We start from the raw sequence: 19469 nt of genomic DNA, 5'->3' as shown, positions 1-19469 counted from the left end.
AAAGTTGCAGAGGGTTTTAAAGAGTCAATGCGAATTGTATTTGATGAGCACCTGAGGCAATGGAATTATACTGCCATTCCTGACGCAACAACTTTATAAGTTGCCTAAGTTATTTCATGCACATTCCTAAGGAGTGCAACCAAACACTAAAGTCTTTTCTAGTTAATTCAAACGGTAGTTGAAAGTTAGTATGAGCAGGTACTGGTTTAAATTTATAAATATCCATTTTGGTTATCTGCGGAGTGTTAATTTATACGACTATTTGACTATTATTATAATAGTATAGAGAGGTCGTGTACTACAGCTTATTATATAAAAAGGAGCGATGGTTTTTTTGCGCGATTTTTACGCTATACTTGAACTTATGTGAATTATATTCAATGAGGGGCAAATGGCCTTAATACCTGACTTTTTTAAGTCAAAAAAAACTAATGGAATTAAGAAGGGCGTGGGTATGGAGGTAGCTGAGACTATTTCTGTAGATGATTTGAAAAAACTCATTCCTATTCGACAACTAAAACCAGAGTTTTTAGAGACCTTTGCTTTGGAGCATAAAGCTAAAATTTTCCCTAAAGGAGCAACGCTATTTGCCGCTGGAATGCCTGCGAATAATGTTTATTTTTTATTACAGGGTGAGGTTAAGCTGACTGATCAAAATGGTGTGAGCTATACGATTGATAATGCATCACCAAAATCCCGTTTCGCACTTTTTGCAGGAACTGTGCATACAACGACAGCAATTGCTAAAACTGATGTTAGTATTTTGGCTGTATCGCAAAAAATTATGCAGATGCATCAAACAGATAAGCAGGTACAACAGTTAGAATTACCTCCCAAATATACAAATAATCGTTTATTGCAATTGTTTGTGCAAAATTTCTCGAATGATGAAGTGCAAATTCCTGCGATGCCTGACACAGCATTGCATTTGCGCAAGTCTATGCAGCAAGAGATCGGTGTGCATGAGGCGGTTAAAATTATTCAATTGGATCCTGTTATTTCAGGTAAGTTGATTCAAGTTGCTAATTGTCCTTTGTATATTACCCAACAGCCTGCTAAATCGTGCTTAGAGGCGGTTAATAGAATTGGTTTAATTGGGACGCGTAGTTTAGTCACTACTTTGTGCTTAAAACAGATTTTTAATAGTAAAAAACCCGTACTAAAGAAGTATATGGATGCTTTATGGAAACGTAGTATTTATATTTCCAGTATTAGTCATGTACTGGCGAAAGAAACGGGTAAAGTTGATCCGGAAGAGGCTTTACTAGCAGGCTTAGTCGTTGATATTGGTATTATTCCTTTATTAAGCTTTACAGATAATTTACCTGATGGTTTTTATACTGAAGCAGAGCTGAAAGAGGCGATGGGTTTTGTGCGTGGCGTTGTGGGTAGACGTGTTTTAGAACGTTGGGATTTCCCTGAGGAGTTAGCTGATATCCCGTTGTATTCTAATGATTGGTATCAAAACCGCTCAAAAGATTTGTCTGTGCTTGATGTCGTGGTATTGGCACAATTACATAGCAAAATAGGACAAAAAGACAATCAGGCTTATCCCGCAATATCTTCTATTCCAGCAGCTAGTAAGCTTAATGATGCAACTTTATCACCAGAGCATTCATTGGCGATTTTGCATGATGCTAAAGATAAAATTAACAATGCATTAAGGGCTTTTTCGCATTAATAATAATGGCTGCAAATTTAAGGTGGTATACCGCGGTGATGATTGTAAACTGTATAAGTACTTTTTCTAAGTTGAAAAATGGTAAATTAAATCCTGATTTTTCTTTGTATGTATTATTTACGAGAAAATCAGCCTATTAAAGATTGTCATGAGCGTTCTTGCTTAACTATTAATCTTTTTCTATTCACTTTTATAACTCATTATTATTATCTTTCATGAATAATCCTTTATTGAATCCCACAGAACTTCCCTTATTTTCACAAATAAAAGCAGAGCATATTGAGCCTGCTATTGAGCAGTTATTGACTGATGCACAAGCCTTAGTTGAAACACTGCTTGCTGAAAATGAAGTTTACACTTGGGAAAACCTGATTGCTCCCTTAGAGGAAGCCGAAGATCGCATAAATAAAGCTTGGTCGCCAGTAAGTCATATGAATTCTGTAGTGAATAACGATGATTTACGTGATGCTTACAATGCTTGTTTGCCAAAGTTAAGTGCTTATTCAACAGCGATGGGGCAGCATAAAGGTTTATTTAAAGCCTATGAGCAAATTGCGGCAAGTGATGTTTATACGGCACTTGCGCCGGCACAGCAAAAAATTATTCAAAATTCATTGCGTGGCTTTCGCTTATCGGGGATTGACCTTGATGATGAAAAACAGGCGCGTTATAAAGAAATCAGTTTAGAACTTTCGCAATTATCCAGTAAGTATGAAGAAAATTTGCTTGATGCAACTAATGATTGGCAGAAACTTTTTACTAAAAAAGCAGATTTAGCGGGATTACCTGATTCTGCATTACAGCAAGCTAAACAGATTGCCGAACAGGAAGGTAAAAAAGGGTGGATGTTAACTTTACAATTTCCGTCTTATTTGCCAGTTATGACTTACGCTGATGATCGCCAATTACGTGCTGATGTGTATAAAGCTTTTTCTACGCGCGCGTCAGATCAAGGAACGAATCCTGAATGGGATAATACAAAGATTATGGAACAAACCATTGCTTTGCGTCATGAAAAAGCGATGTTATTAGGTTTTCAAAATTATGCAGAGTTGTCATTAGCAACAAAAATGGCTGATTCACCTAAGCAAGTTATGGACTTTTTAGAGGAATTGGCAGCAAAATCATTACCGCAGGCACAAAAGGATTTAGCAGAGCTAACCGCGTTTGCTAAAGAGCATTATGGCGTAGCTAAACTATATGCTTGGGATGTTGGGTATTTTTCTGAAAAAATGCGCCAGCACGCTTATGATTTATCGCAAGAGGAAGTGAAGCAGTTTTTCCCTGCACCCAAAGTATTACAAGGTTTATTTGACGTAGTGGAAAAACTATACGGCTTAAATATTACTGAAATTACGGCGTTTGATTCTTGGCATAAAGACATACGTTTTTTCCAGATTCTGGATAAAAATGGCAATCTACGCGGTAAGTTTTATATCGACTTGTATGCACGTGCTAAAAAACGCGGGGGGGCATGGATGGATGACTGTGTTGGGCGGAAAAAAACAGATGGCACAGTGCAAACTCCAGTCGCTTACTTGACTTGTAATTTTACACCGCCAACCGGCACTGACCCCGCGCTATTAACGCATGATGAAGTGTTAACTTTATTTCATGAGTTTGGTCATGGTCTACAGCATATGATGACGCAAGTTGATTATTTGGGCGTGTCGGGTATTAATGGTGTGGAATGGGATGCGGTTGAATTACCGAGTCAGTTTATGGAAAACTGGTGTTGGGAAAAAGAAGCTTTAGCGTTAATTTCAGGGCATTACCAAACTGGTGAACCATTGCCTGATAGTTTATTTGAAAAAATGCTTGCTGCAAAGAATTTTCAAGCAGGCATGTTAATGGTCAGGCAGTTGGAGTTTAGCTTATTTGATTTCCGTATGCATCAAGATTATGATCCAGAACAAGGCGCGCGAATTTATGAGGTATTGCATGAAATTCGTGAGCAAGTTTCGGTGATGATTCCGCCTGCCTTTAATCGTTTTGCACACAGTTTTTCACATATTTTTGCTGGTGGTTATGCGGCGGGTTATTACAGTTATAAATGGGCAGAGGTGCTATCTAGCGATGCTTATTCGTTATTTGAAGAAAACGGTATTTTTGATCAAGAAACTGGCCTGGCTTTTTTAACGCATATTTTAGAAACGGGCGGTAGCGCAGATGCGATGGATTTATTTATTAAATTCCGAGGGCGCGCGCCAAATATTGATGCCTTATTACGACATAATGGTATTGCGGCATGAAGTACAAAGATTTAAGAGATTTTATTGCGCAGTTGGAAAAAAAGGGTGAGCTAAAGCGTGTTACCCAAGAAATAGATCCGGTTTTAGAAATGACGGAGATTTGCGACCGTACCTTAAAGCAAGGAGGACCGGCCTTATTATTTGAAAATCCGAAAGGGCATAATATTCCTGTCTTAGCGAACTTATTTGGTACGCCTGATCGGGTGGCTATGGGTATGGGTGAAACCTCAGTGACGGCGTTACGTGGTGTTGGTGAGTTGTTATCACAATTAAAAGAGCCAGAGCCACCGAAAGGCATGAAGGATGCGATAGATAAAATCCCTGTGTTTAAAAATGTTTTAAATATGGCGCCTAAAGTAGTGAAAAATCCACCTTGTCAGGAAATTATCAGAACAGGTGATGAGGTTGATTTAGGCGTATATCCGATACAAACTTGTTGGCCAGAAGATGTTGGGCCTTTAATTACTTGGCCCTTAGTGATTACCAAAGGCCCTTATAAAGACCGTCAAAACCTGGGTATTTATCGTCTGCAAGTGATTGCTAAAAATAAAGTCATTATGCGTTGGCTGGCACACCGTGGTGGCGCGTTAGATTTTAAAGAATGGCAAGATAAAAATCCGGGTAAACCATACCCTGTTTCAGTGGCTTTAGGTGCAGACCCAGCAACTATTTTAGCAGCGGTCACGCCAGTGCCGGATACTTTGTCAGAATATGCTTTTGCGGGCTTATTACGTGGCTCTAAAACTGAAGTGGCAAAATCGATCACCAATGATTTACAAGTACCAGCAAGCGCTGAAATTGTTTTTGAAGGTTTTATTTATCCTGATGAAATGGCACCCGAAGGGCCGTTTGGTGATCATACCGGCTACTATAATGAAGTGGGTGAGTTTCCAGTGTTTACCATTGAGTGTATTACGCAACGCCAAGCGCCGATTTATCACAGCACCTATACTGGCAAACCACCTGATGAACCAGCGGTATTGGGTGTTGCCTTAAATGAAGTCTTTGTACCGATTTTGCAAAAGCAATTTCCCGAAATTACTGACTTTTATTTGCCGCCTGAAGGTTGCTCCTATCGGATGGCCGTGATTAGTATGAAAAAGCAATATGCCGGTCATGCTAAGCGAGTAATGCTCGGCACTTGGTCATATTTACGTCAGTTTATGTACACCAAGTTCGTGATTGTCGTTGATGATGATGTTGATGTGCATAATTGGCAAGAAGTCATCTGGGCAATTACTACGCGTATGGATCCGGCACGGGATTTAACTATTTTGGAAAATACCCCGATTGATTATTTAGACTTTGCTTCTCCAGTTTCAGGTCTAGGTTCTAAAGTCGGTTTTGATGCAACCAATAAATGGCCAGGTGAAACTACCCGAGAGTGGGGTAGGACTATTACTATGACTGATGACGTAGTAAAGAAAGTGGATGAGATGTGGGATAGCTTAGGTATATAGGCATGCCGAGTGGTAGGTGCGGATTTATCCGCACTGCTCGAATGAGTTTGAACTTGTGGATGGATACGCTGGTTCTTTTTATGGGGGTGGTGTAGTGCTTCATTCTGTTTTATTGATTGTATGCCTTGTTAAGCAACAGAGCCTACGTAAACATCATGCTCACCTGAATGTAAATTAATAAGCAGTGCTGCAAAAAAATCAGGGGAAATGCTATAGTCAGAAAGTTCTTGTAATGCTAACCACTCCACGCCGACTTGATGCTTGTCGGGCTCGGGGCCTGTGTTAGGGGTATAGCTATCTGGAACTTGGCAGTCAATTAATATTTCTAATTGGTGGCGGATATAGGGTTGTGGCTCTAGCTTGGGAATAAATAGGTCGGCTATATGCAATACATCATGTGCGACGACAGGGGTATTGATTTCTTCTATGCACTCACGGATAACGGCTTGATGTAATGTTTCCCCCGCATTTAGTGCGCCGCCGGGTAAGGTGTAGCGGATGCCATCGGCTGGGCTATTTTTTTTGATTAAAAGAATTTTACCTTCTTGAATAATAACGGCACGTACAGTAATACGAATACCTGATTGTAGTTGGTCCATAAGACTCCTGAGTTAGTCGTGTAGTCAAGGTTATCTAGCAGATGTAGAAAACCCTAACTACCTATAAAAATGGAATTAGCCGTGGTTACAACTTTCGCCATGAATATGGCCGTGTTCCATTTCGGATTCTGTGGCTGGACGGATATCCATAATTTCCACATCAAACGTAAGTTGCTCACCCGCTAAAGGGTGATTGCCATCAACAGACACTTGATCACCTTCTACTGCGGTAATCGTTACAATGGCTGGACCATTGCTAGAGTCTGCTTGGAATTGCATACCGACTTCAATATTATCAATGCCTTGAAACATTTCTTTTGGAACTGTTTGGATATGCTCTTCGTTACGCTCACCATAAGCATCTTTTGGTTCGATAGTAACAGTTAACTTATCGCCCACAGATTTATCAGCAAGCGCACTTTCTAAACCAGGAATAATATTCCCCGCACCTTGTATATAAGTGAGTGGCTCAGAGCCAATTGAGCTATCTAATTTTTCGCCAGCTTTGTTAGTTAAAGTATAGTGGATAGAAACAACAGGGTTTTCAATATTTTTCATAAGGATAGATATAAAGGTTGAGTGAAAAGAGGTAATTATGAATCATCGCTTTGCTTGGCAAGCTCAGTAAGTAATGCAATTAAATCGGTAAAGTTTTCTAATGAATCTGTTCTAGCCGTTGCATGAGCAATTTTGCGTCCTTTTCTAGCGGCTTTATCATATAAGTGTAGGTGTACTTGAGATAAAGACAGTAATTTATTGCTGCTAGGTACACCACCAATAAAATTTTGCATCGCGGCATAACCAATTGAATTCGTCGCTCCTAAAGGCCAGTCGATAATTGCTCTTAAATGGTTTTCAAATTGGCTGGTTTCAGAGCCTTCGATAGTCCAATGACCTGAATTATGTACGCGTGGTGCGAATTCATTGACGATTAGCTGATCGTCAACAGCAAATAACTCTAAAGCAATCGTGCCAACATAATCAAGTGCGGTGAGCAGGGTGTTAATCATCTGCTCTGCCTGTGCTTGTAATGGATCTCTTAAGGTGTTTTTGGCTAAACGTAAAATGCCTTTTTCATGTGTGTTTTCAGATAAAGGGTAGTAAACAGTGTGACCGGATACGCTACGGCTAGCAATAATAGACACTTCTCGATCAAAAGGGACAAAGCTTTCAACCACACAAGGTGCATTTTGTACCGCATCCCATGCATCAGCTAAGTCTTGCGCCTTACGTAAAACCACTTGCCCTTTGCCATCGTAGCCAAAACGGCGAGTTTTTAAAATAGCTGGATAGCCAATGCTGGTCATTGCTTGTTCTAAATCAGCTAAGCTGGATACTGTCGCGAAAGCGGCTGTAGGAATGCCTAGGTTACGGCAAAACTGTTTTTCCGTAATGCGATCTTGACTGACTGCCAAGGCTTTTTCTGGTGGATAGACGGGTGTGCTTTCGGCTAGAAAGTGAATGATTTCCACAGGGACATTTTCAAATTCATAGGTGATAATGTCGGCTTCTGCTGCAAACTGTGTTAATAATGCTTTATCCGTGTAATCACCAATAAGGTGTTTACCTAGGTCAGCTGCGCAAGATTCAGGTGTTGGATCTAAGAAAATAAATTTAAGACCTAAGGGTTTGCCGGCAAGCGCTAACATACGCGCTAATTGCCCTGCACCTAAAATACCAATAATCATTAATCTAGCTCCCGAGGGTCTGAATTGGCTAAAACAGCTTCTGTTTGTGCTTGGCGAAACGCATTTAATGGGGCTTTATATTCATTATGTTTGTTGGCAATAATCGCAGCGGCTAATAGTGCAGCATTAGTAGCCCCCGCCTTACCAATCGCCAATGTACCGACAGGAATTCCTGCAGGCATTTGTGCGATAGATAATAAAGAATCCATGCCATTTAATGCTTTAGACTGCACAGGAACGCCTAATACAGGAACAATAGTTTTTGCGGCTACCATGCCAGGTAAATGCGCTGCACCACCAGCACCGGCAATAATGACTTCTAAGCCCTTGTTCTCTGCACTTTCAGCATAAGAAAAAAGTTTATCTGGCGTACGATGAGCGGAAACTACCTCGACTTCAAAAGGGATGCCGAGTAGTTCTAGTTTTTCAGTTGCGAAACTCATCGTTTCCCAGTCTGAGGTTGAACCCATGATAATACCCACTAATGCGGTCATTAACTGCTCCTGCAAAGATAATACGCTGACGGCATAGCGAAAAAGTCGCTTATTGCGTTAGCAAAAAACGATTGATTATACCTGTGTTCAAGACAATATTAAAATATTCAGCGCAGCTAACTTTGAGCATAGCGAGAGCAATATATACATCTGCTATGATGAGTGCTTAAAATAGAGGTCAATCACTAGCTAAGAAACGCGTAGGCAACGTCCATCTAAGGCATTATAAATAGCGGTGGGCTGTGCATGTTTAGGTGTTGTGCCAGGAAGTATGAATATATTTTCGGTATTTAGATTTTGGCGCACGGCTAGTGATGAGTGCGCGGGAGCTTGATTGCTAATATTTGCGCTAGTGGAGACAATTGCTCCGCCATAAGTAGAGCACAGTTGTTGTACTAGTGGGTGGGCACTAACGCGTACAGCTAATGAGTTGTGCTCGCCTTTTAAATAGGTAGGTACCCAGGTTTGCGCAGGAATAACCCAGGTTACTGGTCCAGGCCAGCTGGGCATGATTCGGTTAAGTATGCTGGCAGTAGGCTTAAGAAAAGGCAGTAATTGCGCAAAGTCAGAGGCAATTAAAATTAACCCTTTGTGTATCGGGCGATGTTTGATATTCAGTAAATTTAAGACTGAATTTTCATTTAAAGGGTCACAACCTAAGCCATAAACCGCTTCGGTGGGGTAAGCAATGATTTTACCTTGCTGTAAGGCTTTAATAGCCATGCGAATTTTGAAGCTTGAATAATTGCTCATGAATTTTTACGTGCTCGGTAGAGTAAGTAGTATCCGACTAAGATAAACGGGATACTCAGTAATTGTCCGGTGTCTAACCAGAAATGATGACTGTAGTTGTTGAGATTGACTTTAAAAAATTCTAGAACAAAGCGAGTACCAAAAATAAGTATCAGAAACCACGCAAATAAGCGGCCATTTAAATTAAATGTTTTGCTACGCTGATAACAATAAAAGAGAAAAAAAGAAATACAGGCATAACTAAATGCTTCATAGAGTTGTACGGGATGCCTTGGAATTTCGTCAATACGGATAAAAATAACGGCCCATGGTACGTCGCTAGCCGTACCTGCAATTTCTGAATTTAAAAAATTACCGACACGGATCAAACTGCCACTAAAAGCGGCAGCAATAGCAGCCCGGTCTAAAATCCACAAGTAATTAAAGCTGGCTTTACGCTGATAAATATACAGGGCAATTAAAACGCCGAGCACGCCGCCATGGCTGGCGAGCCCCCCCTCCCAAATAGCAAAAATCTTGCTGGGATTGCTTAAATAATAAGTAGGGTTGTAAAAAATAACATGACCTAGCCGAGCGCCAAGCACTGTGCCACCCATGCAATACCACAGCAGACGGTCGACATCCTCTGTATTGCCGAGTTCGCGCCAGTAAATCCAGTGCATTAATAAATAATTGCTCAATAGTGCCAAGGCAAACATCAGTCCGTACCAATGAATACGAATGGACTGAAAGCTGATTAAAACAGGGTCAAAATTCCAAATAAAGTGGTCCATGTTGATGTCGTATATCAGTGAGTTAAGTTTATTCTACGGCAAAATCAACCATTGCTTTCAACATGATATTCATTTTGGCTGAAAAGCGGTTAAGCTCTGGATTGTCAGTATTAGTCGGCATTAAATGTGTGCGGACTATCGTTTTTCCTTGAAACTGATAAGTCACAATATTACAGGGCATGTGTCGTACCGCATGAGGTGACATAAGTAATAAGGTTTTGGCGTGAGTGAGATTGCAAAATTGTAAGGTATCATATTCAGGAAAATTTTTTGTGCCACGATCACGAATGACTTTACCTACGCGGCTGTGGCCAGTAATTCTGAAATTATGTTCGGAAATGGCGATCTCTAATTCAGCGAGTACATCGGCATAAGGTTTTTCTGTTTCTGCTTGGTAGTAGGGGATAAACTCTCCTACCGGTGTTGGGGCGCAGGCATTAAGAATTAGCAGGGCTGCGAGTAGAAGAAAGTGCTGTGCTTGAAGTGTTAATAATTTCATAAGTCATTTTAACAGTTGTTAATCGGCAAATAAAAGGAGTGGATGTAATTCTATTGGGGCTTGCTGTACTGTGTTAGAATTTGCTTAATTTTTTAGACTATTATTAGTTAGTTGTAGGTAATTAGACTAACTATTTAAACCGGGACATAACACTAAGTAGGGCGTGGCTTTAGCCTGCCAATGCCACAGAGCATTTAGAGACGGGCTAAAAGCCACGCCCTACAGATTTAGTATGCCCGTGTTAAGTTGATGATGTAAATTAACACAGTGAACCCAGAATGCCTGATTCAAAACCATTAAGCCTGCCTCCTGGTGAGGATATTATTATTAATTACCATCAACTTGAGCAGGTTTTGCCTCAGCTCACGGGGTTGGTAGCGACTGAGGGTAATGTCTTTAAAGCTAAATTTCCCGACCAGAATAGCTGGGTTTATAACGTTTGTGATCCGGATATGGCTAAACATATCTTGGTCACAAATTATAAAAATTACAAAAAAGGCGTGGGCATTAAGCAAATTAATGTCTTATTGGGGCGCGGTATTATTGTTAGTGAGGGCGAACTCTGGAAGCGCCAGCGTAAAATGATGCAGCCGCTTTTTAGTCATAAATTACTGACCCAACAATTGTCCTTAATGACGCACTGTGCGGATAAGTTAATCGCTAGCTGGGATAATGATATTAAGGCGGGCAAACCGATAAATTTGACTGAGTCTATGAGCCAAACTGCGCTAGATTTTATTTTACATGCTTTGTTTAGTGAAGATTTAGAGCGCATTATTGTAGAAACAGGTGAGAATCCATTTCTTATGGTGACGGATGATTCCGCACGAGATTTACTATTTGCACGGCGTTTCCGCCAGTTGACACACTTAGTTAGCGATATGATGCAGCGCCGCCGTGCAGAAAATCGCCAGCCCTTTGATTTGTTAACGATGGTTATGAATGCAACGGAAAAGCGTAGCGGTGAGGCTATGCCAGAAAAATTGCAAATTGATGAAATTTTAACCATGATTATCGCGGGTCATGAAACCACTGCAAGTGTGCTGAATTGGACCTGGTATTTACTTACGCAACATACGGATATTGAACAGCAAGTTTTAGCGGAAAGTCAGCAATATATGCCGTTAGATTCAGAACCAAGCATGGCAGATATTGGGCAACTAAAATTTACCGAGCAAGTATTAGATGAATCTATGCGTTTATATCCGCCTGTTTGGGTGCTGACGCGACAAGCTTTGGCAGATGATCACTATAATGGTTTCGATATTCCTGCAGGGACGGATATTTTGATTCCGCCTTATTTGATGCATCGAAATGTAGCGTATTGGCCTGATCCTGAAGTTTTTGATCCGCAGCGTTTTAGCCCAGAAAATAAAGCCAAGCATCATATCGGTGCGTATTTACCTTTTGCCATTGGCCCTAGGCGCTGTATAGGCGATAGTATGGCTATTCAAGAAATGGCAGTGCATATCAGCCGTATTATTCAAAAAATACATTTCGAATTGGTTCCGGGGCAGGCCGTTGAATTAGAGCCCTTGGTCAATTTAAGGCCGAAACAAGATATCTTTTTACATGCAACTTACAGATAAACACGACATGAGCGAAACATTTTTTCCACTCACGCTAACCGAAGCCCTACAGCACGCCGCTAAAGGTGATAAAAGCATTACCTATATTAAAGGTAAGAATGATGAAGTAACGGTTAGTTATGCGCAGTTATACCAGCGTGCCTTGTGTTTATTATATCAATTACAACAAGCAGGCATGCAGCAAGGGGATGAGTTGATTTTGCTGGCGGATAATAATGAGCAGTTTGTCGATGTCTTCTGGGCGGCTTTATTGGGCGGGATTATTGTCGTACCTTTGAGTGCTACTAGACAAAATGCTGCGTATAAACGTGTTTTATCAGTAGCGCAAAAATTACATAAGCCGTTTATTTGGACTTCGGCAAGTTTATTGCAGTACTTATTGCAATATGCTGATGAGCATCAGTTAGCTGAAATGAAACCTTTGCTAGAAAAGCAAACGTTGATTTCTGAGCAAATTCAAGTGGATCAAAATCAAGCTACGCTTGCTGATATTCTCCCGCAAGACACGGCTTTTATTCAGTTCTCATCAGGCTCAACGGGCGAGCCCAAAGGTGTGGTGTTAAGTCATCATAATTTAATGACTAATATTCGCTCCATTTTAATCGGCAGTGCAGCTACTCAAAATGATGTTAGCTTAAGCTGGATGCCATTAACGCATGATATGGGAATTATTGGCTTTCATTTATCGCCTTTAGTATTAAATACCGATGTTTATTTAATGCCGCCCGAGTTGTTTGTGCGCCGACCTAATTTATGGCTGGATAAAATCAGCGAAAAACGAGCAACGGTTTCTGCAGCACCTAATTTTGCTTACCAACATATTTTAAAATATTTTAATGCAGAAAAGCAGGCGCATTTGGATTTGTCGTCATTACGCTTGATTTTTAATGGCGCGGAGCAAATATCTGCGGCTTTATGTGCAGAGTTCAACCAAACTTTAAAACCTTTTGGTTTCCGCGATACCGTTATTTTTCCTGTTTATGGCTTGGCTGAAGCTTCTTTAGCCGCTGCATTTACAGAGCCTACGGCAAAAGTGCAATCTGTTTTTGTTGATCGTCAACAGCTGCAATTAGGCGATAATATTGCTTTAGTGGCTGTAGATGATGCCGATAGTTTGGAGTTGGTTTTGCTAGGAACAGCAGTGCCTGAAAGTGAGTTGATGGTGGCAGATAACGCAGGAAAAGAATTGCCTGAGCAAACTTTAGGGCATGTTTTTATTCGTGGCGAGAATGTGACTAAAGGTTATTATGATGATGCGCAATTAAATACTGAAACTATTAATCAAGAGGGCTGGTTAGATACCGGAGATATAGGGTTTACCTATCAAAAACAGCTGGTATTAACGGGGCGTTTTAAAGACTTAATTATTGTTAATGGGCAAAATTATCACGCTCATGATTTAGAGCAGTTATGTGAGGCCTTGCCTGAGATGGGTCAGCAAAAAGCAGCTGCCTGTACGGTTCCAGGCAATAACGGTGAAGCTTTAGCGGTTTTTGTTACTTATAAAGGCGAACTTAGTGAATTTATTCCCATTGCTAATGCCATACGTGGCGCGTTAGCAAAAGATGCAGGTATTGAGGTCGCTGAAGTGATTCCTGTATCAGCTTACCCTAAAACCACTAGTGGTAAGGTACAGCGCTTTATTCTTTCTAATCATTATATAGCAGGGAAATACACGGATACATTGGCGAAAATTAAGCAATTATCCAGTTCAGAGCTTGTAAGCGAAGGGAGTGCAGAAGGCTCTATAGAGCAGCAATTAATGCAGATTTGTAAGGAAGTGATACCCGAGCGTACCATTGCACCAGAAGATGATTTGTTTGAGATTGGTATTAGTTCACTTTCTTTGACGCAAATTCATGAGCGCTTAGATCAACTTTTTCCTGGTCAAGTTGATTTGACTGATTTATTTGATTATCCAAGTATTGCTCAGTTAGCTGCATTTCTGGAACAAAACGCTAAAAAAGAGGAATAGACTTTGAAATATTGGTTAAATAAGGTACTTAAGCAAAAAATCGCACCTGCGATTTTGACCGGTTATATCAAGTTACTCCATAAAACCTGCACAATTAATATTGCCGGCGCAGAGAATTTGCAGGAATTTATCGCGGAGCAGCGGCCTATCTTGCCTTGTTATTGGCATCAGCAAATGACATTTTCGATAGATTTCTTGCTCAGCCTGCGTGAACAAGGGGTTAAAACCAGTATTCTAGTCAGCCCTTCTAAAGATGGAGATATAGGCGATGCGGTTTTAACTAATTTAGGCGTGGGGGTTATTCGTGGCTCTGAGCATCGGACAGGTGCGCTTGCAATGCGCGATATTTATCAGGCAATCAGTAAGGATAAGTGCAGTGTAGGTACGGCAGTAGATGGCCCTTTGGGGCCTGCTAGAGAAGCTAAAATCGGCGTGGTAACGTTGGCGCAACTCAGTGGCGCACCGCTTATTCCGATGGCTAATGCTTGCAGTAGGAAAATTCACTTAAAGAGTTGGGATAATTTCTTTTTACCTTTGCCGTATAGTACGGTACAAATAGTGGTGGGTGAGCCGATTGTAGTAGAAAAACGCATCTCTCCTGAGCAGATTGCCGAGTTTCAGCAACAGCTAACGGATCGGCTTAATGCATTAAGTCAGCAGGCTGGGGACTTAGTCGCAAGTTTTAGCATTTATCAATAATAGAAATGAGAAGGCGTATAAAATTCGCTTTTGTAAACTCTATGTAGAGTGCCTGTTTTTTAAGGATTTTTAGGTCAAGAACAAATATAACTAGGAATATATAATGAAAAAACCAGTCTTAGGCTTGCTCGCAAGCTCACTTTTTTTAATGTCTTTTTCTTTTACTACAGAAGCGGAAGAGTGCGATTTGAAATATACCATGAAAGGCTGGTCGGCCTTTTATAAAACCTATAAAGGTTCTGGCGTTGTGACTTGCCCTAGTGGTAAAAAAGCTAATGTGGATTTGAGTTTAAAAGGGGGTGGTTTTACCTTTGGCGCTTCAGAGATTACTGATGGCAAAGGTAAAATTCGCGGTGTACAAAGTATCGATGATATTTATGGTGGTGCTTTTGAAATAGGTGGGCATGCTGGATTTGGTAAGTCAGTAGAAGGCCGCTGGATACCAAGGGGATCACGAACTGTAACATTATCAGGAAAAGGCACAGGTTATGACCTAGGTTGGTCTATGGGTAGCTTTAAAATTATCAAGCCTTAAGCCTTTTTGTAAATAGTAGGAGGTAGGAGAGCTAAGCGGCTAATATGCAAAGCGAACTACACTCTTTTTAGGCGAAGTATATATATGTTATGCTCCTAAGCGGGCAGGCTCATTCTTTTAAGGTTACTTGAAACACATTGACTTAAATTAGCGTAAGACAATTGAGCTTGAAAATAAAGATTTTTAGTGCTATATAATTAGATGTAGGTGTATAATTACCGTCTACAATAACGAATAAGAGATTTTTTAATTGCTAGAACTAAATATACTCAATGAAGATGCCGTTAACAAGCTAGAAGAACAATGGACATATCAGCTAGATGAAATAAATAAAAAAGTTGAAGCTGGTTTTCTTTATAGTGAAGTAAACAGGACTGTTGCATTGTGTGAAAAACATGCTAAAGAGCAAGCTGATTACTATTACTCTTTGACAGACACTGAGGGTAATATTAAAGCTGTAGCAGAAATTTTAAACGCATCAAGAAGTAAAGACCCGTCTTTTAAGTTTTTAACAGTTTATTTAGAGCCAAATCTCAGTACCGAATGGAGAGAAACACTAGAAAGTTCTGTTATCATTGATATAACAAAAGTTCTTGTTGCTGTGATCATTCGTGCAGTAGAAATGGCATCTAATGGCGGACAAAGTAAGTTAAAAATATTTAATCGTACTGAGGAGATGAATAGAATATTTGATGTTCTATTGTCACAATCAGAAAAATTGCCAAGTATTAAGCTTTATAAGCAAAGTAAATGGCTAATTATAGAATTGGAGGAAATATCATGAAAGAAAAACACCTATTAGAGCTTGAAAGGCATTTGACCAAAGCTTTCACTGAAATTTTAACAACTACATCTATTCATGAGCTACGAAAAATAGACTGGCTATCTTCTAATCCTGATTTTTATATTGAACAAGACCAACAAAAAATAGCTGCTTAGTCAAATAAAAGCCCATTTCCTAGTGGGCTTTTTTGTGCCCGAAAAAAGCATAACCATTCAATCCAGCCGACCCCGCTGGAAGCGCAGCCCGTTTAAAAAGGTCATTTTTATATAAAAGTTTAGTGCGCTGTTGGAGCTCATCGTATACCTTTTAGCGTCGGCTGATGCAGTCGATAGTCAAAAGCCTATTTTCACTACTCCTCAAAAAACAACTTCTCTTCTAAGGTTTTACCTTGGCTGAATTGGCGATAGTGCCAGTTGTTATCCATTAGGCAGGTAAGAATTTTTATATCCATTTTAGCTTCAATGGTCGGGTTATATTCGATAATAAATTCATTTTTCTGTGGGTTAGAAACCAGTAGTACGCCAGCGAGATTCTTTAATTTACTCATTAATTCTACCGTTGGGCAGGGCTCCATTTGTAGGGTTATAAACCGAGTGGGGCTGTCTTGCTCTGATGCGTTAAGCTGCATACTACTCATAGTGCAGTTTTCTAGTAATAATACTTGCTGGCACAGGCGGCCGAGTTCAGAGAGGTCATGTGAGCTGATCATAAAGGTGGTTGTAGGGGATAGCTCAGCAATAATTTCACGAATGTTGCGTGTATTGACGGGATCTAGTCCGGCCGTTGGTTCATCTAATAAGATTAATTCTGGTTTGCCAATAAGAGCTTGAGCAATGGCTACGCGCTTAGCCATACCATGGCTAAGCGTATCGGGTCTTTCTTTGATTGAATCTTTTAGTGCGACGGCACCTAAAACTCGGGTAGCTTCGCGTAGGGCTTGTTGTCTATTTAAGCCTTGTAAGCGGGCATAAAAACTGAGTTGATCGCCAATAGTAAAGCTAGGGTCTAATTTTGCATCTTGAGGTAGAGCAGAGACTTTACCGTTTAATGCTGATGCACCAGGTTTATGTCCGAATAGACTTACCGAGCCCGCTGTGGGATAGATAAAACCACAAAGTATACTAAGTAGAGTCGTCTTACCTGCGCCATTAGGGCCGACTAAACCTATTGGTTCACCTGTGGCTAGCTCAAAGTTAACTTGACGGAGCACCGCTTTGCCAGCATAGGAATGGCACAGGTTGTGGCAGCGTATCACTGGGCTATTATTCATAAACTTTGTCTCGACATAATCCAGCGCCCGATGCCTAGGAAAACGAGGGATTGCAGGATGGGAATATATGCCAGTTCTAAAGTTTGCCATTCCGCTAGTTGAGATAAATCAGCCATTTGGTAACCTGGGATCAGAATTTTTAAAACAGTTAGCGCAGGCAGGTAATAAGACAGACCACTAATGATTCCTGCTAGAAAACTCCAGATGAGAATAGCCCAAACGGTGGCTTGTCTAGCGGATTTAACACTGGCCGATAAGGCTGCCATCATCGCGGTAAAGGGCAGTAGCACTAAAACTAAATTAAGTGCAATTGCACTCGCGCTATTTAAGGCGACTAGTAATAAATTGGTGTCACGATAGATTGTTAATATTAATGTTGTTAGCGCTGTGACTAGGATTAACAGTGTCTGAATCGCCATGGCACCTGCAAAACGACCCAAAAATAAGCTATCACGGCTAGCACGCAAGGAAAGAAAACGTAAAGTACCTCGCTCTCTATCAGAACAGCTTTGATCGGAAGTAATAGTAATACACAATAAAGGAAACATCACTAAAGCAATGTGCCAATACACACCAAATTCGGGTATCTGCCAATTAAGTAATGCGCCAAAGCCGATAAATTCAAAAAAATTACTGCCTAGCGTTGAGCTTTTATTTTGTGCAAATAGATCGGCGGAAAAGCGAATGGGGTAGAGCAAAATAAAATACCAAACTATGCTAAAAGTAATAAGGTAAAGTAGGCCTTTACGTGTGGTAAATAGCCTTTTTAACTCAAATTGACTGATGAGTAGAATGGCGTTGAGAAAACTGGGAGTCATGATGTTCTCTGTCGCTTAATAGGTAACGGTGTCCGACATTTTATTACAGATATGCCATCAAAACAGGTCGGAGCTTGCGCTCAAAGAGCCATGTGGCGCTTTTCTTTAGGAAATTGTTTTTTAAGAACCGCCAAGCTTGTTTGGTAATCTTAGATAGTTTTCTAAAAAAAGCACGATTATAATTGCCTTCCCAGTCAATACAGTATGCGGTTTCTTTTGCTTCATGGCGTTTTTGTTGTGTTTGATGGTCTTCTTCCAAGCCCATCTCCTGTCCCTTTTTATTTAGAAATAAGCGCATGAGTATATGTGTAACCAATGCCAATAAAGCTTGTTGCTCAATAGCAATAGGTGATTTCCCCCATGCTTTGGCATTAGCCATATCTGTTTTGTAATTATCAAAATATTTTTCTTCATCCCAGCGTCGGTGATAAAGAAAAGCAATCATACCAGGTGACAATGTAAAATCATTACTGAGATATTCATAAACTTTGCCGTCAGGCGATACGAATTGTATTAATCGCCAAACTTGTTTTGAGCTATTAAGTTGAATTTTCCTATCAGACACAATATTCTCATTAACTGCCGACTGTTCAACATGACTTTCCTCAAGAATTTGATATTTGAAAGTCGATTTCATTCGTGTAATCACTGTCACATCGTATTTTGTTTTACGTAAATCCCAATAACGCGCTTCAATAAAGGCGCGGTCAACCACAAAAAGTGCATTTTTTTTGCAAGTCCAGTGAGAACCTTCCCAGCTTTCTTTGATAAAGCGCATTTCATCAATAGAGCGAGTTTCTGTCTGACTATCAATGGCAATCCCTGCTCGCATATCATAGGTCGTCATATTCATGTGCCCTTTCTTATTATCAGTCCCACCCTGGCCTGGATAAATCGGTTGATAATGACTTGATTCATTTTGATAACTCGCATCTATGGCAAAAATAGAGCGCATCCCCAACTCTTCTTTTCCCGAAAACCTGTCGGGCAGTTCATTTCTTGCAGAAGTCACCAAGACTTGGACAGCCTGTTTCAATATTTTGCTGCGTGATGAATTGGCTAATGCATCTGACCATGTTGAGCGGGCTAAGGGGGCTTTTTCAGCGGTGTCATCAATGTCGAATAAAGATTGAATTTGTTCTCGTAGTATCTTTGTTCCCTGAAATTGACGTAAGCAGCCTAATAAAATAAAAAACTCAGCAGAGAGTACAGAATATTTTTGGCGTGAAAAGCGAACTTTATCTAGGGCTTTTTGCATGGGCAAGAACCATTCTCCCAAAACGGTGTTATCCATCAGTGTGGATTGCAAGCTATCTAATCTTTTTGACATTATTTAAGCGTAAGTGACTGATTATAAATGGTAATACGCAAACAAATCCTATTCGACCTGTCAAGCCTTTTTTTGCATTATTTTCAATCAATTAGAACGCCTGTCCTTCCCTCTGAGCGCCACTTTTTCGTGCAATTGAATTCCGTAAAAGTTGGTTTTTACACCTTAGGAAACTTATTATCACCCATAGATTTGATGTATGTCTACCATCTTATGTATTGTTGCGGACACCGTTACTTAATAGGTGAGGTGTTGTGAGAGACTTTTGGT

At 40.4% G+C, this 19469-nt stretch carries 19 protein-coding genes; 9 read left to right on the top strand and 10 right to left on the bottom strand.

What is annotated here, in order from left to right:
- The first annotated feature begins 391 nt into the window (after nucleotides 1-391).
- The 3 genes from BQ7314_RS02955 (at nucleotide 392) to ubiD (ending at nucleotide 5393) form a co-directional block, all read left to right on the top strand.
- Nucleotides 392-1681 carry an HDOD domain-containing protein gene (locus BQ7314_RS02955; protein ID WP_174482218.1) on the top strand — a complete coding sequence of 430 codons (1290 nt, stop codon included), beginning with the start codon at nucleotides 392-394 and terminating at the stop codon, nucleotides 1679-1681.
- Between the two features lie 215 nt (nucleotides 1682-1896).
- Nucleotides 1897-3933 carry an oligopeptidase A gene (prlC, locus tag BQ7314_RS02950; RefSeq protein ID WP_174482217.1) on the top strand — a complete coding sequence of 679 codons (2037 nt, stop codon included), beginning with the start codon at nucleotides 1897-1899 and terminating at the stop codon, nucleotides 3931-3933.
- Nucleotides 3930-5393 carry a 4-hydroxy-3-polyprenylbenzoate decarboxylase gene (ubiD, locus tag BQ7314_RS02945; RefSeq protein WP_174482216.1) on the top strand — a complete coding sequence of 488 codons (1464 nt, stop codon included), beginning with the start codon at nucleotides 3930-3932 and terminating at the stop codon, nucleotides 5391-5393. The genes prlC and ubiD overlap by 4 nt, the downstream gene beginning before the upstream one ends.
- A 128-nt stretch (nucleotides 5394-5521) precedes the next feature.
- Here the strand turns inward: ubiD and BQ7314_RS02940 are convergent, their stop codons facing one another.
- From BQ7314_RS02940 to BQ7314_RS02910, 7 genes are all read right to left on the bottom strand, one after another.
- A complete protein-coding gene (locus BQ7314_RS02940; RefSeq protein WP_174482215.1) occupies nucleotides 5522-5992 on the bottom strand; it encodes an NUDIX domain-containing protein in 471 nt (156 codons plus the stop codon).
- A gap of 75 nt (nucleotides 5993-6067) precedes the next feature.
- A complete protein-coding gene (locus BQ7314_RS02935; RefSeq protein WP_174482214.1) occupies nucleotides 6068-6550 on the bottom strand; it encodes an FKBP-type peptidyl-prolyl cis-trans isomerase in 483 nt (160 codons plus the stop codon).
- A 35-nt stretch (nucleotides 6551-6585) separates the two neighbouring features.
- The gene (locus BQ7314_RS02930; RefSeq protein WP_174482213.1) at nucleotides 6586-7680 is read right to left on the bottom strand and encodes a 5-(carboxyamino)imidazole ribonucleotide synthase; all 1095 of its coding nucleotides are present in this window, start codon (nucleotides 7678-7680) and stop codon (nucleotides 6586-6588) included.
- Complete coding sequence (gene purE, locus BQ7314_RS02925) at nucleotides 7680-8174, bottom strand: 5-(carboxyamino)imidazole ribonucleotide mutase (protein ID WP_174482212.1); 495 nt, start codon at nucleotides 8172-8174, stop codon at nucleotides 7680-7682. The genes BQ7314_RS02930 and purE overlap by 1 nt, the downstream gene beginning before the upstream one ends.
- Nucleotides 8175-8363: 189 nt before the next feature.
- On the bottom strand, nucleotides 8364-8927 hold the full coding sequence (gene tsaC, locus BQ7314_RS02920; RefSeq protein ID WP_174482211.1) for an L-threonylcarbamoyladenylate synthase type 1 TsaC: 564 nt from the start codon (nucleotides 8925-8927) through the stop codon (nucleotides 8364-8366).
- Complete coding sequence (gene lgt / locus BQ7314_RS02915; protein WP_174482210.1) at nucleotides 8924-9700, bottom strand: prolipoprotein diacylglyceryl transferase; 777 nt, start codon at nucleotides 9698-9700, stop codon at nucleotides 8924-8926. The genes tsaC and lgt overlap by 4 nt, the downstream gene beginning before the upstream one ends.
- A 28-nt stretch (nucleotides 9701-9728) precedes the next feature.
- Nucleotides 9729-10199 carry a DUF302 domain-containing protein gene (locus tag BQ7314_RS02910; protein WP_174482209.1) on the bottom strand — a complete coding sequence of 157 codons (471 nt, stop codon included), beginning with the start codon at nucleotides 10197-10199 and terminating at the stop codon, nucleotides 9729-9731.
- Between the two features lie 278 nt (nucleotides 10200-10477).
- Here BQ7314_RS02910 and BQ7314_RS02905 point away from each other — a divergent pair, with 278 nt between their 5' ends.
- From BQ7314_RS02905 to BQ7314_RS02880, 6 genes are all read left to right on the top strand, one after another.
- Nucleotides 10478-11788: a cytochrome P450 gene (locus BQ7314_RS02905; RefSeq protein WP_174482208.1), complete on the top strand. Its 1311-nt coding sequence runs from the start codon at nucleotides 10478-10480 to the stop codon at nucleotides 11786-11788.
- Between the two features lie 7 nt (nucleotides 11789-11795).
- Complete coding sequence (locus BQ7314_RS02900; RefSeq protein WP_174482207.1) at nucleotides 11796-13763, top strand: non-ribosomal peptide synthetase; 1968 nt, start codon at nucleotides 11796-11798, stop codon at nucleotides 13761-13763.
- A 3-nt stretch (nucleotides 13764-13766) separates the two neighbouring features.
- Nucleotides 13767-14462: a lysophospholipid acyltransferase family protein gene (locus tag BQ7314_RS02895; RefSeq protein WP_174482206.1), complete on the top strand. Its 696-nt coding sequence runs from the start codon at nucleotides 13767-13769 to the stop codon at nucleotides 14460-14462.
- Between the two features lie 103 nt (nucleotides 14463-14565).
- Nucleotides 14566-14997, top strand: coding sequence for a hypothetical protein (locus BQ7314_RS02890; protein ID WP_174482205.1), 432 nt, complete (start codon nucleotides 14566-14568; stop codon nucleotides 14995-14997).
- Nucleotides 14998-15247: 250 nt separating this feature from the next.
- Nucleotides 15248-15781 (top strand): hypothetical protein, encoded by a 534-nt coding sequence (locus BQ7314_RS02885; RefSeq protein WP_174482204.1) that lies wholly within the window; start codon nucleotides 15248-15250, stop codon nucleotides 15779-15781.
- A complete protein-coding gene (locus tag BQ7314_RS02880) occupies nucleotides 15778-15936 on the top strand; it encodes a hypothetical protein (protein WP_174482203.1) in 159 nt (52 codons plus the stop codon). Before BQ7314_RS02885 ends, BQ7314_RS02880 begins: the two co-directional genes overlap by 4 nt.
- A 194-nt stretch (nucleotides 15937-16130) precedes the next feature.
- Here BQ7314_RS02880 and BQ7314_RS02875 read toward each other — a convergent pair whose 3' ends face one another.
- Genes BQ7314_RS02875 through BQ7314_RS02865 form a run of 3 tightly spaced genes read right to left on the bottom strand, consistent with a single transcriptional unit; the run spans nucleotide 16131 to nucleotide 19199 of the window.
- Complete coding sequence (locus BQ7314_RS02875; protein ID WP_174482202.1) at nucleotides 16131-17051, bottom strand: ABC transporter ATP-binding protein; 921 nt, start codon at nucleotides 17049-17051, stop codon at nucleotides 16131-16133.
- Nucleotides 17048-17869 carry an ABC transporter permease gene (locus tag BQ7314_RS02870; RefSeq protein ID WP_174482201.1) on the bottom strand — a complete coding sequence of 274 codons (822 nt, stop codon included), beginning with the start codon at nucleotides 17867-17869 and terminating at the stop codon, nucleotides 17048-17050. Before BQ7314_RS02870 ends, BQ7314_RS02875 begins: the two co-directional genes overlap by 4 nt.
- Before the next feature lie 43 nt (nucleotides 17870-17912).
- Nucleotides 17913-19199: a transposase gene (locus BQ7314_RS02865; protein WP_174482200.1), complete on the bottom strand. Its 1287-nt coding sequence runs from the start codon at nucleotides 19197-19199 to the stop codon at nucleotides 17913-17915.
- Between the last annotated feature and the right edge of the window lie 270 nt (nucleotides 19200-19469).

The organism is methanotrophic endosymbiont of Bathymodiolus puteoserpentis (Logatchev), from assembly GCF_900128525.1.
Taxonomy (GTDB): Bacteria; Pseudomonadota; Gammaproteobacteria; order Methylococcales; family Methylomonadaceae; genus Methyloprofundus.
This window is presented reverse-complemented; position numbering and strand designations above follow the sequence as displayed.

What these genes read in the sequence shown, in the direction of transcription:
- BQ7314_RS02955 (WP_174482218.1), top strand. Translation starts at nt 392, where the DNA reads ATGGCCTTAATACCTGACTTTTTTAAGTCAAAAAAAACTAATGGAATT.
- prlC (WP_174482217.1), top strand. Translation starts at nt 1,897, where the DNA reads ATGAATAATCCTTTATTGAATCCCACAGAACTTCCCTTATTTTCACAA.
- ubiD (WP_174482216.1), top strand. Translation starts at nt 3,930, where the DNA reads ATGAAGTACAAAGATTTAAGAGATTTTATTGCGCAGTTGGAAAAAAAG.
- BQ7314_RS02940 (WP_174482215.1), bottom strand. Translation starts at nt 5,992, where the DNA reads ATGGACCAACTACAATCAGGTATTCGTATTACTGTACGTGCCGTTATT.
- BQ7314_RS02935 (WP_174482214.1), bottom strand. Translation starts at nt 6,550, where the DNA reads ATGAAAAATATTGAAAACCCTGTTGTTTCTATCCACTATACTTTAACT.
- BQ7314_RS02930 (WP_174482213.1), bottom strand. Translation starts at nt 7,680, where the DNA reads ATGATTATTGGTATTTTAGGTGCAGGGCAATTAGCGCGTATGTTAGCG.
- purE (WP_174482212.1), bottom strand. Translation starts at nt 8,174, where the DNA reads ATGACCGCATTAGTGGGTATTATCATGGGTTCAACCTCAGACTGGGAA.
- tsaC (WP_174482211.1), bottom strand. Translation starts at nt 8,927, where the DNA reads ATGAGCAATTATTCAAGCTTCAAAATTCGCATGGCTATTAAAGCCTTA.
- lgt (WP_174482210.1), bottom strand. Translation starts at nt 9,700, where the DNA reads ATGGACCACTTTATTTGGAATTTTGACCCTGTTTTAATCAGCTTTCAG.
- BQ7314_RS02910 (WP_174482209.1), bottom strand. Translation starts at nt 10,199, where the DNA reads ATGAAATTATTAACACTTCAAGCACAGCACTTTCTTCTACTCGCAGCC.
- BQ7314_RS02905 (WP_174482208.1), top strand. Translation starts at nt 10,478, where the DNA reads ATGCCTGATTCAAAACCATTAAGCCTGCCTCCTGGTGAGGATATTATT.
- BQ7314_RS02900 (WP_174482207.1), top strand. Translation starts at nt 11,796, where the DNA reads ATGAGCGAAACATTTTTTCCACTCACGCTAACCGAAGCCCTACAGCAC.
- BQ7314_RS02890 (WP_174482205.1), top strand. Translation starts at nt 14,566, where the DNA reads ATGAAAAAACCAGTCTTAGGCTTGCTCGCAAGCTCACTTTTTTTAATG.
- BQ7314_RS02880 (WP_174482203.1), top strand. Translation starts at nt 15,778, where the DNA reads ATGAAAGAAAAACACCTATTAGAGCTTGAAAGGCATTTGACCAAAGCT.
- BQ7314_RS02875 (WP_174482202.1), bottom strand. Translation starts at nt 17,051, where the DNA reads ATGAATAATAGCCCAGTGATACGCTGCCACAACCTGTGCCATTCCTAT.
- BQ7314_RS02870 (WP_174482201.1), bottom strand. Translation starts at nt 17,869, where the DNA reads ATGACTCCCAGTTTTCTCAACGCCATTCTACTCATCAGTCAATTTGAG.
- BQ7314_RS02865 (WP_174482200.1), bottom strand. Translation starts at nt 19,199, where the DNA reads ATGTCAAAAAGATTAGATAGCTTGCAATCCACACTGATGGATAACACC.